This window comes from Pseudomonas sp. MWU13-2105 (assembly GCF_023242315.1).
Classification (GTDB): domain Bacteria; phylum Pseudomonadota; class Gammaproteobacteria; order Pseudomonadales; family Pseudomonadaceae; genus Aquipseudomonas.
In genome coordinates this window covers 236820-252827 of record NZ_JALLIY010000010.1, presented here as the reverse complement: position 1 = coordinate 252827, position 16008 = coordinate 236820, and the positions used below count along the sequence as shown (strand labels likewise).

Genomic DNA, 16008 nt, shown 5'->3' with positions numbered 1-16008 from the left:
TCCAGCGCCACGCCCCGGCGCCGCACGGCCAGGGACCGTACGGGGGACGTGGGAGCCGGGATCAGTTGTTGTAAAGGTCCAGATCGCCGAAGTATTTCTTCTGCAACTGGGCGTAGATGCCCTTCTCATGCAGCGCCTTGATCGCGCTGTTGAGCATGCCCTTGAGCTCGTCGTTGCCCTGGCGTACACCGATGGCGATATCCATCGGGATCAATGGGTCAGTGATCCCCACGCTGTTCTGGAAGGCCGCGCCCTGGGGCGACTTGAGGAAACTCATTTCAGCCTGCAGCTTGTCCTGGATCGAACCGTCGAGACGCCCGTAGACCAGATCGGCATAGACCTGGTCCTGATTCTGGTAGGCGCGGACCTTCACCCCGCCCGGTGCCAGGCGTGCCTTGGCATAGGCCTCCTGGATGGTCCCCTGCATATAGCCGATGGTCTTGCCCTTCAAGGATTCGGCGGTCGGTTGCAGCCCCGCGTCCTTGCGGGTGACGATGGCAGTCGGGCCGGCGTAGAGCCGATCAGTGAAGTCGATCTGCTTCTTGCGCGGCTCGGTGACGGTCATCGACGACTCGATGGCGTCGAACTTGCCGGCCTTGAGTGCCGGGATCAGGCCATCAAAGTCATTGCTGACCCAGACACACTTGAGCTTCAGCTCCGCGCAGATGGCATTGCCCAGGTCGATACCGAAACCCTCCACGCCACCGTCGGCGGTGCTGGATTCAAACGGCGGGTAAGACGGATTGGTGCCGAAGCGCAGCTCTTTCCACTCCTTGGCGCTTGCGCCGCCGCAGCAAAGCGCCAATGCCAGTACAGGTAAGGTCAGCCATGTATGAGTCATCTTCAGAGTCCCGGATTTATTTGAAGTTATCGTGTGCAAGCGGATGCCGGCACACTTTTGGACAGGGGCAGAGAATGGGCGGCCAGTGCCGCGCTATCGTTCTTATTGTTATTGAATGAGCCCACGCCTTTGAGGATCGGGGCCCGTCCTCTTGCGAGCGTTCGCGGGAACGTCAGCGCAAGGAGGCCAGAATGCCAACTAGAGGAACCGAGCGGGTGTCGTAAGACCACGCCAAAACAGCCGGAAAAGGCCCGTGGCGAGAGGGTCACAGCCGATCCTGTCGCGACCCTCCGCGCAACGGGGTGCTGATTCGCTTTGCGGCCCAGGCACGGCTAAGGTCTAGAGAGCGCATAGGTGCTCGCAGCGGGTCCAGGCAAAAATGCAGACTCGACCTGCGATTATTCCGGTTGTACAGGGCAAATTTGCACTGTTACGATCGGGCATCGTTCGCCCGCCGAACACACCAAAAAGACAATAAAAGCAGGGAGTTAGTGATGACTGCTCGGGTTTCATCCTCCGCCACCCAGGACCTCGACGCCCCGGAGGCCGACGTCCTGGCCGACGTGCGCAACCATATCGGTCACCTGACCCTCAACCGCCCCGCCGGCCTCAACGCCCTCACCCTCGACATGATCCGCGCCCTGCAGCAGCAGCTCGACGCCTGGGCCCACGACCCGCAGGTGCACGCAGTGGTCTTGCGCGGGGCCGGCGAGCGGGCCTTCTGTGCCGGCGGCGATATCCGTTCGCTGTATGACAGCTACACCAGCGGCGGACGCCTGCACGATGACTTCTTCGTCGAGGAATACGCGCTGGACCTGGCCATCCACCACTACCGCAAACCGGTACTGGCACTGATGGACGGTTTTGTCCTCGGCGGCGGCATGGGCCTGGTGCAAGGCGCCGACCTGCGAGTGGTCACCGAGCGCAGCCGGCTGGCCATGCCGGAAGTTGCCATCGGCTATTTCCCGGATGTCGGCGGCAGTCATTTCCTGCCGCGGATTCCCGGCGAACTGGGGATCTACCTGGGGGTCAGCGGCGTGCAGATCCACGCCGCCGACGCCCTCTACTGTGGCTTGGCCGACTGGTACCTGAGCAGCGACAAACTGGCCCAGTTGGACGAACGCCTCGACCGTTTGCAATGGCATGAAACACCGCTCAAGGACCTCCAGGGCCTGCTGGCGAAACTCGCCGTGCAAACCTTGCCCGATGCGCCACTGGACGCCTTGCGCCCGGCCATCGACCACTTCTTCGCCCTGCCGGATGTCCCGAGCATGGTCGAGCAACTGCGCGAAGTCACCGTCGCCGACAGCCATGAATGGGCCCGGAAAACCGCCGACCTGCTGGAGACCCGCTCGCCCCTGGCCATGGCCGTGACCCTGGAAATGCTCCGGCGCGGCCGTCATCTGGCCCTGGAGCAGTGCTTTGCCCTGGAGCTGCACCTGGATCGCCAATGGTTCGCCCGCGGCGACCTGATGGAGGGCGTGCGCGCCCTGCTGATCGACAAGGACAAGAACCCACGCTGGAACCCACCGACCCTGCGCGAACTGGATGCCGAGCATGTCGCCAGCTTTTTCCATGGCCTCGACGCGAGCGGGAACTGAACCATGCACGATATTGAATTGAGCGAAGAACAAGTGATGATCCGCGATATGGCCCGGGACTTTGCCCGTGGCGAGATCGCGCCCCATGCCCAGGCCTGGGAAAAGGCCGGCTGGATCGATGACGGCCTGGTCGCCAAGATGGGCGAGTTGGGCCTGCTGGGCATGGTGGTGCCCGAGGAATGGGGCGGCACCTATGTCGACTACGTCGCCTACGCCCTGGCCGTGGAAGAAATTTCCGCCGGAGACGGCGCCACCGGTGCGCTGATGAGCATTCACAACTCGGTCGGCTGCGGGCCGGTCCTCAACTACGGCAGCCAGGCCCAGAAGGAGACGTGGCTGGAGCGGCTCGCCACGGGGCAGGCGATTGGCTGCTTCTGTCTCACCGAACCCCAGGCCGGCTCCGAGGCCCATAATCTGCGGACCCGTGCCGAACTGAAGGACGGCGAGTGGGTGATCAATGGCGCCAAGCAGTTTGTCAGCAACGGCAAGCGCGCCGAGCTGGCGATTGTCTTTGCCGTCACCGATCCGCAGTTGGGCAAGAAAGGTCTCTCGGCATTTCTGGTACCCACCGCCACGCCAGGCTTTATCGTTGACCGTACCGAACACAAGATGGGCATTCGCGCCTCCGACACCTGCGCGGTGACCCTCAACCAGTGCCGCGTGCCCGAAGCCAATCTGTTGGGCGAACGCGGCAAGGGCCTGGCGATTGCCTTGTCGAACCTGGAAGGCGGTCGTATCGGCATCGCCGCCCAGGCCCTGGGGATCGCCCGTGCCGCGTTCGAAGCGGCGCTGGCCTATGCCCGCGAGCGGGTGCAGTTCGACAAACCGATTATCGAGCACCAGAGCATCGCCAACCTGCTGGCCGACATGCACACCCGGATCAATGCCACCCGCCTGCTGATCCTGCATGCGGCACGCCTGCGCAGCGCCGGGCAGCCGTGTCTGTCGGAGGCTTCACAGGCCAAGCTGTTCGCCTCGGAAATGGCCGAGAAGGTCTGCTCCTCGGCCATGCAGATTCATGGTGGCTACGGGTATCTGGAAGATTATCCGGTGGAGCGGTACTACCGCGATGCGCGGATCACGCAGATCTATGAAGGATCGAGCGAGATTCAGCGGATGCTGATCGCGCGGGAACTGAAGCACTACCTGGTGTAACTGCAGAGCACGGCCTTGTGGCGAGCGGGCTTGCCCGCTCGCCACAGTAATCCTCCAAAATACTCCTGCTCAGTCACCCGTCTGCTCAACTGTCCTTGAACTGTGCCTCACGCTTGGCGATAAACGCCGCCATGCCTTCCTTCTGATCCAGGGTGGCAAACGCCGCGTGGAACACCCGGCGCTCGAAACGCACGCCTTCCGACAGGCTGACCTCGAAGGCGCGGTTGACGCTTTCCTTGACCATCATGCTGATCGGCACCGATTTACTCGCAATCAACGCCGCGACCTTCAGCGCTTCCTCAAGCAGTTCGTCGGTCGGCACAATCCGCGCGACGATCCCGCAACGCTCGGCTTCCACGGCATCGATAAAGCGCCCGGTCAGGCACATTTCCATGGCCTTGGCCTTGCCCACCGCGCGGGTCAGGCGCTGGGTGCCGCCCATGCCCGGCAGCACGCCGAGGTTGATTTCCGGCTGGCCGAACTTGGCGTTGTCGCCGGCCAGGATAAAGTCGCACATCAGGGCCAGCTCACAGCCGCCGCCCAAGGCAAAACCGGACACCGCGGCGATAATCGGCTTACGTCGGTTGGCCACCCGGTCGCTGTCGCTGAACAGGTCGTCCATATAGATCCGCGGGTAGGTCAGCTCGGCCATTTCCTTGATATCGGCCCCGGCCGCAAAGGCTTTTTTCGAACCGGTCAGCACGATGCAGCCGATCTTCGGATCGGCCTCCAGGGCGTCCAGCGCCTGGTTCAGTTCGCCGATGATCTGGGCGTTCAAGGCGTTGAGCGCCTGCGGGCGGTTCAGGGTAATCAGGCCGACACGGTCCTTGATGTCCAACAGAATGGTTTCATAACTCATCGATAGATTCCTTGATCACAGGTTGCGCGAAATGACCATGCGCTGAATGTCACTGGTGCCTTCGTAAATCTGGCAGACCCGCACGTCGCGGTAGATCCGCTCCAACGGGAAGTCGCTCAAATAGCCATAGCCGCCCAGGGTTTGCAAGGCTTGCGAGCAGACTTTCTCGGCCATTTCCGAAGCGAACAGCTTGGCCATGGAGGCCTCCACCAGAGCCGGCTTGCCGCTGTCACGCAGGGCCGCCGCGTAATGCACCATCTGCCGGGCCACGGCGATCTGGGTGGCCATGTCCGCCAGGCGGAAGGCCACGGCCTGGTGCTCGATCAGCGCCTTGCCGAAACTTTCCCGCTCACGGGCATAGTCGCGGGCGGCCTCGAAGGCGGCCCGGGCCATGCCCACCGATTGCGCGGCGATGCCGACCCGTCCGCCTTCCAGGTTGGCCAGGGCGATGCGGTAACCCTCGCCCTCCTCGCCCAGGCGGTTGGCCAACGGCACCTGCACATCCTCGAAGAGGATCTGGCAGGTGTCGGAGGCGTGCTGGCCGAGCTTGTCCTCGACCCGGGCAACGACATAACCTGGCGAATCGGTAGGCACGATAAAGGCGCTGATCCCGCGTTTACCAGCATCCGGGTCAGTCACCGCGAAGACGATCACCACCCCGGCGTTCTGCCCGGAGGTGATGAACTGCTTGCAGCCGTTGAGCACATAGTGGTCGCCGACGCGCTTGGCGCGGGTCTTCAGGCCGCTGGCATCGGAACCGGCCTGCGGTTCGGTGAGGGCGAAGGCACCGAGCATGGCGCCGCTGGCCAGTGGCGGGAGGAAACGGGCTTTCTGCTCTTCGCTGCCGAACTTGAGGATCGGCACACAGCCGACCGAGTTGTGCACGCTCATGATGGTCGAGCAGGCGCCGTCGCCGGCGGCGATTTCTTCCAGGGCCATGGCGTAGGCCAGGTAGCCGGTGTCGCAGCCGCCCCACTGTTCCGGGACCAGCATGCCGAAAAAGCCCAGCCCGGCCATTTCGCCGATGGCTTCTTTCGGAAAGCGGTGCTCGCGGTCCCACTCGGCGGCGAAGGGTTTCAGGCGTTCCTGGGAAAAATCCCGGGCCGCTTCGGCGATCTGTTGTTGTTCATCGGTGGGTAGCATGGGAACTCCTAGTACAGGCACTCGACGGCCATGGCCGTGGCTTCACCGCCGCCGATGCAAATGGCCGCGACCCCACGCCTCAGGCCTTTCTGGCGCAGGGCCGAGAGCAGACTGACCAGGATCCGCGCGCCGGACGCACCGATCGGATGGCCCAGGGCACAGGCGCCGCCGTGGACGTTGACCTTGTCGTGGTGCAGTTCCAGTTTTTGCATGGTCACCAGGGTGACCACGGCGAAGGCTTCGTTGATTTCAAAGCGATCGACCTGGTCCAGGGACCAGCCGGTTTTTTTCATCAACTTCTGGATGGCGCCTACTGGTGCCACCGGGAACAGCCCGGGGGTATCGGCGAACGCCGCATGCCCGCGAATCACAGCCAAGGGCGTGAGACCCCGTTTCTGCGCTTCGGACTGACGCATCAGCACCAACGCCGCCGCGCCGTCGGAAATCGAACTGGAGTTCGCCGCCGTGACCGTACCGCCCGGACGGAACGCCGGCTTCAGGCTGGCGATCTTGTCCAGCTTGGCCTTGGGCGGCTGTTCGTCGTCGCTGATCAGCCGCTGCTCCTTGCCCACGGTAACCGTCAGCGGCACGATTTCCGCGCGGAAACGGCCCTCGCTGATCGCGGCTTGCGCACGGGTCAGTGAGGCCACGGCAAAGGCGTCCTGGGTTTCACGGCTGAAACCGTGGGTCTCGGCGCAGTCCTCGGCGAAGGTGCCCATCAGGCGGCCCTTGTCGTAGGCGTCTTCCAGGCCGTCGAGGAACATGTGGTCGAGCACCTGGCCGTGACCCATGCGGTAGCCGCTACGGGCGCGGTCCAGCAGGTACGGGGCATTGGACATGCTTTCCATGCCGCCGGCCACCACCACCTCGGCGCTGCCGGCCAGGAGCATGTCGTGGGCAAGAATGGTCGCTTCCATGCCAGAGCCGCACATCTTGTTCAGGGTGGTGCAGCGGGTCGACTTGTCCAGCCCGGCACCGAGGGCCGCCTGACGCGCCGGGGCCTGGCCGAGGCCGGCGGACAGCACGCAGCCGAACAGCACGTGCTCGACTTCGTTCGGCGCCAGTTCCGCGCGCTCGACAGCGGCACGGATCGCGGCGGCGCCCAGTTGCGGCGCGCTGAGGCTTTTCAGGTCGCCCTGGAAGCCGCCCATGGGCGTGCGCACGGCACTGACGATAACAATGGGATCGTTGGCAATCATGATCGATTCTCCTATTTCGCGGCCATGCGCAAGGCACCGTCGAGACGGATCACCTCGCCATTGAGCATGCGGTTTTCAATGATATGCCGCACCAGCGCGGCGTACTCGGCGGGCTTGCCCAGGCGCGGCGGGAACGGCACGCCGGCGGCAAGCGAAGCGCGGACCTCGGGGCTCATGCCGGCCATCATCGGGGTTTCAAAGATGCCCGGGGCAATGGTCATCACCCGAATACCGAAGCGTGCCAGTTCACGGGCTGCTGGCAGGGTCAGGCTGACGATGGCGCCCTTGGACGCGGCATAGGCGGCCTGGCCGATCTGGCCGTCATAGGCGGCGGCGGAAGCGGTATTGATGATCACCCCGCGCTCGCCGTCGGCATCCGCCTCGGTCTCGGCAATGGCGGCGGCGGCCAGGCGCAGCAGGTTGAAGCTGCCGATCAGGTTGACGTTGATCACCTGGCTGAAGCTTTCCAGCAGGTGCGGGCCATTCTTGCCGAGGATCTTCTCGCCGCGCACGATGCCGGCGCAGTTGACCAGGCCGTGCAGGCCGCCGAAGGCCTGGACCGCGGCCTGGACGGCCGTCAGGGCCTGGGCCTCCAGGGTGATGTCGGCGACCACGCTGCGGGCTTGCGCGCCGAGCTTTTTCGCCTGGGCCGCGACGGCCTCGGCATTGAGGTCCACCAGCATCACCTTGGCGCCGGCGGCCACCAGCATTTCAGAGGTGGCCGCACCGAGGCCGGAAGCCCCGCCGCTGACCAGGAAAGCCTTGTCTTTAATGTCCATTGCACTGTCCTTCGTTAAAACCGTCAATCAGCGCCCTGCAAGAGTGGCGCTTTTACAGACGGTGAGCTGGAGCTTTTGTGGGAGCGGAGCTTGCCCGCGAAGGCGTCACTGAGGACGCTAAAAGCTTCGCGGGCAAGCTCCGCTTCCACAAGGGATTCGTGTCCTCAGGTCGCGGCCTGGGCCTTGGCGATCTCCTGATTACGCAAGATAAAACGCTGCAACTTGCCACTTGGGGTCTTGGGCAGTTCGTCGACAAATTCGATTTCCCGTGGATAGGCGTGGGCCGCCAGGCGCTTGCGCACATACAGACGCAACTCCTCGGCCAACTGCGGCTCGGCACGGTAGCGCGCGCCGAGCACGACAAAGGCCTTCACCACCTCCGTACGCTCCGGGCAAGGCTTGCCGACCACCGCCGCCTCCACCACCGCCGGATGCTCCACCAGGGCGCTTTCCACATCGAACGGCCCCACCCGATAGCCCGAAGTGGTAATCACATCATCGCTACGCCCGACAAAGCTGATGCTGCCGTCCGGATTCAGTTCCACGGTGTCGCCGCTGAGGTAGTACTGGCCGACAAAGGCCTTGGTCTCGAAGCCCTGGTAACCGTTGAACCAGAACATCGGCGACTGGGAACGATCCAGCGCGAGAATCCCCGGCTGCCCGACCGCCAGCTCCCGCTGCTGCTCGTCCAGCACCACGATGCGATGCCCGGGCGAAGCGAACCCCGCCGAGCCGATATGCACCGGATGCTCCAGGCCATGGTGGTTGCACAGCACCATGCCCATTTCGGTCTGGCCATAGTGATCGAGAATGGTCACTCCCAGGTTATCGGCGAACCAGCGGATCACTTCCGGGTTCAGCGGTTCGCCGGCACTGCTGACCACCCGCAGGCGGCCCTTGATCCTGCTGGCGAAAGCCTCGCCGGCGGCAATCAGCAGGCGATAGGCGGTGGGCGACCCGGTAAGGTTGGTGATGCCGTATTTCTCGATGATCCGGCAGGTGCTTTCCACGGTAAACGGACCATCGTAGAAGGTAATGGGGTGGCCCGTGCCGAGCGGTCCGGTGATGCCGAAATACAGGCCGTAGGCCCAACCCGGATCGGCGACGTTCCAGAACGCATCTTCCGGGCGCAGGTCGACCGCGTCGCGGGTGTAATTCTGGAATGCGATGATTGCCTTGAGCGGCACTTCCAGGGGTTTCGCCGGGCCGGTGGTGCCCGAGGTGAACATCAGCAGGAACGGGTCTTCTCCTGTGAGCAACACCGGCTCGCAGTAGGCCGGGTGGTTATCCAGTTCGGCCCAGAAGCTGAAATCGCCACGCGCGATGCCCTGCCCCTTGGGGCCGCCGACCGTGACAATGGCCGGGCAATCGGCAACTTCGCTGAGTTTGTCGCGGTTGATCGCGTCGGTGACCACCAGCTTGGCGCCGGAGCCGCCCAGGCGGTGCTCGATGGCCTTGGGGCCGAAGGCGGTGAACAGCGGCTGGTAGACGGCGCCGATACGCCAGGTGGCGAACAGCGTGATCAAGAGTTCGACATTACGCGGCAACAACGCAGCGACCTTGTCGCCACGGCGCACGCCCTGGGTGAGCAGGAAGTTGGCAAAGCGCGCGGCCTTGTCCTGCAGTTCGCTGAAGGTGTAGACCGCACTGCTACCGTCGCGACCCTCCCAGAACAGCGCGATGCGCCCCGGCAGGGCATGCCGGTCGCAGCATTCGACACAGGCATTGAGCGCCGCCAAAGTCCCTTTCAGGCCCGTTTGGGCCGCTTGCTGATAATCGAAGTCCGCGGTGGCAGTCTGATAGTCACGCATATCCAGAATCTCTCGGTCTTGTTATTGGAAGGAACCGTAGAAAAATCCTGGAAATAGTCGCGCTGTCAGGGACTTGGGACAATGGTCAAAGCTTTCAACCTGATTGACTGGTTTGGCCAATAAGCGGCCTAGTGCACCTCGTTGAGGATCAGGCTGCGGTAATGCCCCGGGTTGGACCCGGACCATTTGCGAAAGGCCTTGTAGAACGAACTGGCGTCGGCGAAGCCCAGCCGGGTGGCGATCTCGGCGAAGCTGATCGACGGTTCCGCCAGCCAGGCAATCGCCCACTCCTTGCGCACGCTGTCCTTGAGGCCCTGGTAAGTCTGCCCTTCTTCCGCCAGCCGCCGGCGCAGGGTCGAGGCCGACATGCACAATTGCACGGCCAGCCCTTCGGTTTCCGGCCAGTCTTCAGCCGGCTGTTGGCGCAGGTCCTGCTTGATCCGACTGGCCAGGCTCTGGGCATCGCGGTACTTGACCAGGATATTGGCCGGCGCCAGCGCCAGGAAGCGTTGCAGTTCCTCGGCACTGCGCTTGATCGGCAGGTCCAGGCAGTCGGCGGAAAAGATCATCCGGGTGCGCGGCCGGTCAAAACGCAGGTTCTCGGAAAACATCACCCGATAGTCCTCGCAGTAATCCGGTTCGGCGCAGCGCAGCTCGATGGCCAGGATCGGGATACGCCGCCCGGCCAGCCAGCAGGCCACGCCGTGGACGATCATCCAGTAGGCGAAATAGGTAAACGGCCGTCGCCCCTCGCCTTCCGGCTCCAGCAGGACGATTTCCGCCAGGCTTTGCTGGCGCACCAGCTGCGCCGACAGGCGCTCCAGCATCAACGACAGGAAGTCCAGCACCGAGTCCAGTCCGGCCGCCACCGTCGGCTGCGCCATGCCGGCGCGGCACAGATAGGCGAAGCTGCCGCAACGCAGTTTGCGCGGGTCCATGCCGAAGAACTCGTCATCGTTGCGCCGCGCCAGCAGGCGCCACAAGCGCGCATAGTCACTGGCCGGTACCCGGGCATCAGGCTGTTCCAGCAGCGTCGAGTCGATCCCGACCTTGTCCAGCACCTGCACGGTGTCCGCACCGGGGGTGCAACTCTGCAACAGTGCCTCGTGCACCAGATGGATGGAGATGGTGTCTTTTTCCGACATTGGCCTTCACTCAAGCCCTGTGCTGATCCTTTTGACGGCCATCTTAGGCAGCACCGAGCAAAAAGCCAGCGTGATCCCTTCATAAAACCCGCCGTAGCGTCGATAGACTCGGCGTTGTTATGATTCGTCGCCAGTACGGAGTCGCATTTTCAGGGAGTTTTATTCGATATGGTCGTGGTAACAGCGTCGCACAGCGGCAACTTTCCTGAGTCGAGACCAGGCTCGGTGTCCGCTCGATGAGTTGCTGGGAAATTCTCGGGCTGCCAGCGGACGCCGATACCCGCAGCATCAAACGCCAATACGCGACCCTGCTCAAACAGACCCGCCCGGACGACGACCCGGAGGGCTTCCAGCGGCTACGCGAAGCCTACGAGCAGGCCCTCGACTGGAACCCGCAGGCGTGGGAGCCGGCGCCTGTCGTCGAAGCGGTCCTACGTTCTACCGAAACCGGCCTGCCTATCCTCCCCTCTGGCCCCACCGCCGCACAACGGGTTGCCAGCGAATTGCTCGAAGGCATCACCCCGGCCTTGCTCGACGAGCGTTTTGCCCGGGCGACCCTCTATTACTCTCAGCGCGAGTTCGAGGAACAACTGCTGCTGCGCTGCCTGGAGCCCGGGCAGGACTTCCAGGCCCTCGCCCACTGGGGGCTGGAACATTTCCAGTGGCTGAGCCCCTGGCAACGCGCCGACTTGCCGAAACAAGCATTGCTCGAACTCGATCAGCGTCTGTTCAAGAGCCTGGAAGAGCCCCTGGCGGGCCTGCTCGGGCGCGGGGATGTCGAAGGATTCTGGCGCGAATACTCCAACCTGGAGCAGCTCGGTTGGCTCAAGAGCCTGGAGCGGCGAGCGCGCCTCAACGAGCTGCTGGCGAAGTTGCTGCTGGAAAGCCCGTTCTGGTCGGCCAAGCTGTTCAATACCGTCTGCCAGCTCAATCACTGGAACAGCGGCAGCCTTACGCGAAACTTCCCGGAGCCCTATTGGACACACCTGCTGGAGCGCAGCCGCAGCGAAACTTTCCTGTCCAACCAGCAACACCGTCTCGGCCTGCCACCGGACACCCCCGACAATCGGGTAGCGCAGCTGTTGTTTGCCGATATGACACTGGCCCAACGCCGCGACTTCTCTCGCCGCTTCCATAAAGAAGACTGGCAGGCCTGCCATCAGCTGGCCCGATCGATACAGGCCAGCCATCCACGACTGCAAAGCCTGCTGCCCGGCGCCGATGCCTTTTTCTGGCGCGAATGGGAGTCCCCTGGCACCGGTTGGCTCGGCTTCGCCGCCGTGATGCTGGCCTGCGGCGTGGCGGCGGTGCAGCGCCATCTGCTGCCGGGCAACGGGCTGAACGAAACCGCCAGCGCCATTGCGCTCTGGTCGCTGCTGCTGTGCGGGCTGAACGGCATTCTGTTGTTGTTCTGGCCTGGTATGGCCGACACCCTCTGGACGCTTGACCAACGCCTGAGCGAGCATCTGTCGGCAGGACTCAGCCCGCGCCGGCCTACGCCACTGGTACTGCGTGAGCTGCTGCCCTGCTGGGTGGTAGCAGGCGTCATCGGTGCCTGGCTCGGCATCGTTCCGCTTCTTGCCTACGGTGGTGCAATGCTGGGGATGGCCTGGCTCGACCGTCCAGCGAAAAGCCGCGCAAAGCAAAAGAAAGCATCGACCTACCCGACGTCCTGGTGGCTGGCCTGGGGTCTGATGCTGAGTGTCACGTTGGGCACGCTGGCACTGTATGCCGCTCACAGCCTGACCGTCGCCGGTCGTAACCATGGCCTGCAGCCTTGGCCCGAACGCTTGTGCAGCCGAATGCCGGCAACTGTCGAAAGCTGCCACCCGCCAGCGACACAAGAACAGTGGTACGGCAAGGAGGCCCACTGATGGACCAGCGTTGGTTTATGACCTTCGGCGTGCTGCTCATTTGCGCCATCTATATGCTGATCGGTACCGAGCAGCAACAGAGCCTCTTCGGTCTCTGGCTCGACCGTCACAGCAGCCAGGAAGTGGCCGAAGCCAATGCGCTGCGGCCATTGATCCGGTGCGTCAACCTGGCCGATGTGCCCTGGCGGCTCGACCGGGCAGCCCCGCCCAGCAAGCAACGCGATGACTTCCCTTACATACAACGTTATGACCCCGACGCGATACTGCGAGACTTCTGCAAACCGGACATCGTTTTCAAGTCTGGGATTGTCGAAGGCACTCGGCAGATCGGGCCGATCGTCGGTCACTACACGTCAACATTCAGGGCCATGCTAGAACGTTATCAGGGGCTGCAACGCGATTCCTCGCCAGACGCCACACTGGCACTCACGCGGCACGACAAGGACTACGCCTACAGGATCGAAGCGTTTCTATCGGCCTCCGAAGCAATGCGCCGCGAACTTGAATCCCTCGAGCTCACATTGCGCCCCAAGCAGTTGGAGCTGTTGGAACAGAGCCAAGGCCGTGACCTGCACTGGTACTTGTTGAACTATATGATCCGAGCACGGGAAACTGCGGACCAATTAACCGAGGCTGCCAATCGCCAGAAGCTGGACCTGCCTCTGCTGGCCGCTATATCCGAAGCCCTGCTCCAAGCCAGACAAGCGGGCGAGACCTATCGCGACAGCCACCCCGCCACTCACCGCAAAGGCCCCGTTCAGGATCTGTGGTCCCTGCTGGAAGAGCCCGCGCAACGTTACCAGACCGCCCTGGAGCAACTGGCGACGGACTGGCGCAACCACGCCGAACCGCACGTGCTGAGCGACGACTTCTGGAACGTGACGCACCGTTATGATGTCCTGCTGGCCCTCTACAACAAACAGGCAGACATCGACTTCTAGCCCTTTACCGGCAACAGGATCGCATTGCCGGTGGCGACCAGCTTCAACGTTTCGTCGGCGCTCCGGGCAAACAGTTCGGCGCTGACGAACACCTGCTTGCGTCCACAACACACTTCATGAACAAGTGCACCACGCTTTGCGCCTTGCCCCGTGCGCTGTGGGTCTTAGGATGTACGCAACAATCATAAGGAGTCACTCCATGTTCGCCGGATTCCAGAAAGACCAGCGCCACGTCAACGGTGTGGACATTGCCTACCGCATCGGCGGCAGCGGACCGGGCCTGCTCCTGCTGCACGGCCACCCGCAGACGCATGTCATCTGGCACAAGATCGCAGGCGAGCTGGCCAAGCACTTCACCGTGGTCGCCGCCGACCTGCGCGGCTATGGTGACAGCGCCCGGCCAGCAGCCGACGAACAGCATCTCAACTACTCCAAGCGCGAGATGGGTCGCGACGGCGTGGCCCTGATGGACTCCCTGGGTTTCAGCGGGTTCTCGGTCCTGGCCCACGACCGCGGCGCCCGCGTTGCCCATCGCCTGGCCCTCGACCATCCCCAGGTGGTACAACGCATGGTGTTGCTGGATATCGCCCCGACCCTGTCGATGTACACCCAGACCGACGAAGCCTTTGCCCGCGCCTACTGGCATTGGTTCTTCCTGATCCGTCCGGCACCGCTGCCGGAAACCCTGATCGAAGCCAACCCGGAACAATACCTGCGCAGCGTGATGGGCAGCCGCAGTGCCGGCCTCAAGCCCTTTACCGGCGAAGCCTTCAGCGAATACCTGCGCTGCATCAGCCTGCCCGGCAGCGCACGGGGCATCTGCGAAGACTACCGCGCCAGCGCCAGCGTCGACCTGGAACACGACCGTGCCGACATCGAGGCCGGGCGCAAGCTGAACATGCCGCTGCTGGCGCTCTGGGGCGCCGAAGGTACTGTGGGCCGCTGCTTCGATCCACTGCACGAATGGCAGCAGGTCGCTACCGATGTGCGCGGCAAGGCACTGCCCGGCGGGCATTACCTGGCCGAAGAAATCCCGGAACAGCTGCTCGGCGAAGTCCTCACCTTCCTGCGCTGAACAGCCTGACTCAAAGGACCTGATTCCCCCCTCCCCCTGGGCCGCCGCCAATGGCCCAGGACGGGATCGGCTTGCCCCCTATCCCCCCAAAAAACCGTTACGAGATAATAACAATGACAATCCGCAAACTGCTGGGAACCCTGTATATCCAGGTGGTCATCGCCATCGTGCTGGGGGTGCTGATCGGCAACCACTGGCCGCAGACCGGCATCGACCTCAAGCCCTTGGGCGACGGTTTCATCAAACTGATCAAGATGATCATCGGCCCGATCATCTTCTGTACCGTGGTCTCGGGCATCACCAGCATGCACGACGTGAAACAGGTCGGGCGGGTCGGCGGCAAGGCATTGCTGTACTTCGAAATCGTCTCCACCTTCGCCCTGGCGATCGGCCTCGTGGCCGCCCACGTCCTGCATCCCGGCTCGGGTTTCAACGTCGACGTGAAAACCCTCGACACCTCGGCCATCGCCAACTTTGTCGGCCAGGCCCAGCATGGCGAAGGCATCACCGGCTTCCTGCTGCATGTGATCCCCAGCACCTTCTTCGACGCCTTCTCCCAGGGCGAGATCCTGCCGGTGCTGTTCGTCTCGATCCTGTTCGGCCTGGCGCTGGTGATGGTCGGTGAAAAAGCCCGTCCGCTGGTCGGCGTGATCCACCAGGCCAGCGAAGTGTTCTTCCGCATCGTCGGCATGATTGCCCGGGTGGCACCGATCGGCGCGTTCGGCGCGATGGCCTTCACCATCGGCAAGTACGGCCTGGGCTCGCTGCTGCCGCTGATGAAGCTGGTCGGCACCTTCTACCTGACCGCCTTTATCTTCATCACCTGCGTACTGGGCAGCATCGCTCGTTATGCCGGTTTCAGCATCTTCCGCCTGCTGGGCTACATCAAGTCGGAACTGCTGATCGTGCTCGGCACCAGTTCGTCGGAGTCGGCCCTGCCGCAGCTTATCCAGAAACTGGAAAGCCTGGGTTGTTCCAAGGGCGTGGTGGGCATCGTGGTGCCCACCGGCTACACCTTCAACCTCGACGGCACCAATATCTACATGACCCTGGCGGTGCTGTTCCTGGCTCAGGCGACCAATATCGACCTGACCCTGGAGCAGCAACTGACCTTGCTGGCGGTGACCATGCTCACCTCCAAGGGTGCCGGTGCGGTGGTCGGTGCGGGGTTTGTCGCCCTGGCCGCGAGCCTGGCGGTGGTGCCGACCGTGCCGGTGGCGGCGATGGTGCTGATCCTCGGGGTGGACCGGTTCATGGCCGAGTGCCGTTCCCTGACCAATATCATCGGCAACGCCGTGGCATCGCTGGTGGTGGCGGCGTGGGAAGGCGAACTGGATCGCAGCAAGATGGCGCCGATTGCCCTCAAGCGTGGACGCAAGACCCTCGAAGCCCAGGCGGCCGCGGATGCTGCCAAGGTCACCCAATAGCCCGTAGGAGCCGGCTTGCCGGCGATGAGGCCCTTGAGTCGCGCATTGATTTCAAGGACGCCATCGCTGGCAAGCCAGTGCCTGCAGGTTGTGCGTCGTTCTCGAGATCCCGCCGGCGCGCGCGCCTTCCGCCCGGGCCATCCAATGCTATTCTGGCG

General features: G+C 63.4%; 13 protein-coding genes. 6 read left to right on the top strand and 7 right to left on the bottom strand.

What is annotated here, in order from left to right; translation table 11 throughout:
• Positions 1–61: 61 nt before the first annotated feature.
• Positions 62–841 (bottom strand): transporter substrate-binding domain-containing protein, encoded by a 780-nt coding sequence (locus M5B96_RS16800; RefSeq protein WP_248797856.1) that lies wholly within the window; start codon positions 839–841, stop codon positions 62–64.
• 494 nt (positions 842–1335) lie between these two features.
• On the opposite strand from M5B96_RS16800, the gene M5B96_RS16795 reads away from it, so the two are divergent.
• Both M5B96_RS16795 and M5B96_RS16790 read left to right on the top strand, forming a co-directional pair.
• A complete protein-coding gene (locus M5B96_RS16795; protein ID WP_248797855.1) occupies positions 1336–2442 on the top strand; it encodes an enoyl-CoA hydratase/isomerase family protein in 1107 nt (368 codons plus the stop codon).
• Between the two features lie 3 nt (positions 2443–2445).
• Entirely contained in the window at positions 2446–3597 is a 1152-nt protein-coding gene (locus tag M5B96_RS16790) for an acyl-CoA dehydrogenase family protein (protein WP_248797854.1), read from the top strand.
• Between the two features lie 85 nt (positions 3598–3682).
• Here the strand turns inward: M5B96_RS16790 and M5B96_RS16785 are convergent, their stop codons facing one another.
• The 6 genes from M5B96_RS16785 to M5B96_RS16760 all read right to left on the bottom strand — a co-directional run bounded on the left by M5B96_RS16785 (position 3683) and on the right by M5B96_RS16760 (position 10533).
• Positions 3683–4456: an enoyl-CoA hydratase gene (locus M5B96_RS16785; protein ID WP_248797853.1), complete on the bottom strand. Its 774-nt coding sequence runs from the start codon at positions 4454–4456 to the stop codon at positions 3683–3685.
• A 15-nt stretch (positions 4457–4471) separates the two neighbouring features.
• On the bottom strand, positions 4472–5599 hold the full coding sequence (locus M5B96_RS16780) for an acyl-CoA dehydrogenase (protein WP_248797852.1): 1128 nt from the start codon (positions 5597–5599) through the stop codon (positions 4472–4474).
• Positions 5600–5607: 8 nt separating this feature from the next.
• Positions 5608–6798: an acetyl-CoA C-acyltransferase gene (locus M5B96_RS16775; protein WP_248797851.1), complete on the bottom strand. Its 1191-nt coding sequence runs from the start codon at positions 6796–6798 to the stop codon at positions 5608–5610.
• Between the two features lie 11 nt (positions 6799–6809).
• Positions 6810–7577 (bottom strand): SDR family NAD(P)-dependent oxidoreductase, encoded by a 768-nt coding sequence (locus tag M5B96_RS16770; protein WP_248797850.1) that lies wholly within the window; start codon positions 7575–7577, stop codon positions 6810–6812.
• A 164-nt stretch (positions 7578–7741) separates the two neighbouring features.
• Positions 7742–9388 carry an AMP-binding protein gene (locus tag M5B96_RS16765; RefSeq protein ID WP_248797849.1) on the bottom strand — a complete coding sequence of 549 codons (1647 nt, stop codon included), beginning with the start codon at positions 9386–9388 and terminating at the stop codon, positions 7742–7744.
• A gap of 128 nt (positions 9389–9516) precedes the next feature.
• On the bottom strand, positions 9517–10533 hold the full coding sequence (locus M5B96_RS16760; protein WP_248797848.1) for an AraC family transcriptional regulator: 1017 nt from the start codon (positions 10531–10533) through the stop codon (positions 9517–9519).
• 236 nt (positions 10534–10769) lie between these two features.
• Here M5B96_RS16760 and M5B96_RS16755 point away from each other — a divergent pair, with 236 nt between their 5' ends.
• The 4 genes from M5B96_RS16755 to M5B96_RS16740 all read left to right on the top strand — a co-directional run bounded on the left by M5B96_RS16755 (position 10770) and on the right by M5B96_RS16740 (position 15850).
• A complete protein-coding gene (locus M5B96_RS16755) occupies positions 10770–12407 on the top strand; it encodes a J domain-containing protein (protein WP_248797847.1) in 1638 nt (545 codons plus the stop codon).
• Entirely contained in the window at positions 12407–13348 is a 942-nt protein-coding gene (locus M5B96_RS16750) for a DUF3829 domain-containing protein (protein ID WP_103494765.1), read from the top strand. Before M5B96_RS16755 ends, M5B96_RS16750 begins: the two co-directional genes overlap by 1 nt.
• A 199-nt stretch (positions 13349–13547) precedes the next feature.
• Complete coding sequence (locus tag M5B96_RS16745; protein WP_248797846.1) at positions 13548–14423, top strand: alpha/beta fold hydrolase; 876 nt, start codon at positions 13548–13550, stop codon at positions 14421–14423.
• A gap of 113 nt (positions 14424–14536) precedes the next feature.
• The gene (locus M5B96_RS16740) at positions 14537–15850 is read left to right on the top strand and encodes a dicarboxylate/amino acid:cation symporter (RefSeq protein WP_248797845.1); all 1314 of its coding nucleotides are present in this window, start codon (positions 14537–14539) and stop codon (positions 15848–15850) included.
• The last annotated feature ends 158 nt before the right edge of the window (positions 15851–16008 follow it).